This is a genomic window from Pantoea sp. ANP04, from assembly GCF_041982285.1.
GTDB lineage: Bacteria > Pseudomonadota > Gammaproteobacteria > Enterobacterales > Enterobacteriaceae > Pantoea > Pantoea eucalypti.
In genome coordinates this window covers 1-558 of sequence record NZ_JAUTYS010000124.1, presented here as the reverse complement: position 1 = coordinate 558, position 558 = coordinate 1, and the positions used below count along the sequence as shown (strand labels likewise).

2 protein-coding genes are annotated in these 558 nt (G+C 64.3%); both read left to right on the top strand.

Translation table 11 applies throughout. The features are described 5' to 3' along the window. On the top strand, nt 1-286 hold a 286-nt coding region (locus Q7C21_RS22675), incomplete at its 5' end, for a hypothetical protein (RefSeq protein WP_375151190.1). Between the two features lie 33 nt (nt 287-319). Next, a partial coding sequence (locus tag Q7C21_RS22670; protein WP_375151189.1) for a TPM domain-containing protein occupies nt 320-558 on the top strand: 239 nt, incomplete at its 3' end.

Sequence of the window (558 nt, the reverse complement as noted above, 5' to 3'; positions counted from 1 at the left end):
GTTCAAGCTGGTGTTTTTCTCGGTGTTCGTCGGCGTGCCGCTGGTCGGGCTCTTGCTCTACACGCGCGACGACGGTGAAGCGGCAAGCGCCGGGCGGCGCGACACCGGCGATGACTCGTCCAGGCGCGAACCCAGGGCCGAGCGCGACAGCAGTGCGAGCAGCGGTTCATTCGACTGGTTCGACTCCAGCAGCTCCAGCTCCAGCTCCAGTTCCAGCTCGGATTCGGACAGTTTCAGGGGCGGCGGTGGCAGTTTTGGCGGTGGCGGGGCGTCTGGCAGTTGGTAGTACACGCGGACAAACATTAAGGATGAGGTGCTGATGCGACTCTATAAAATCGGTCTGGTGCTGTTGCTCTGGGTCTTCGCGGTCTCGGCCCAGGCCGAACTCAGGTTCCCGGCCCTGACTGGGCGGGTGGTGGACGACGCGCAGATGATCGAGCCGAGCGTCCGCGCCCAGCTGACTCGGCAACTGCAAGCCCACGAACAGGCCACCAGCGAACAGTTGGTGGTGGTGACCCTGCCGGACCTGCAAGGCGCCAGCATCGAGGACTACGGCTA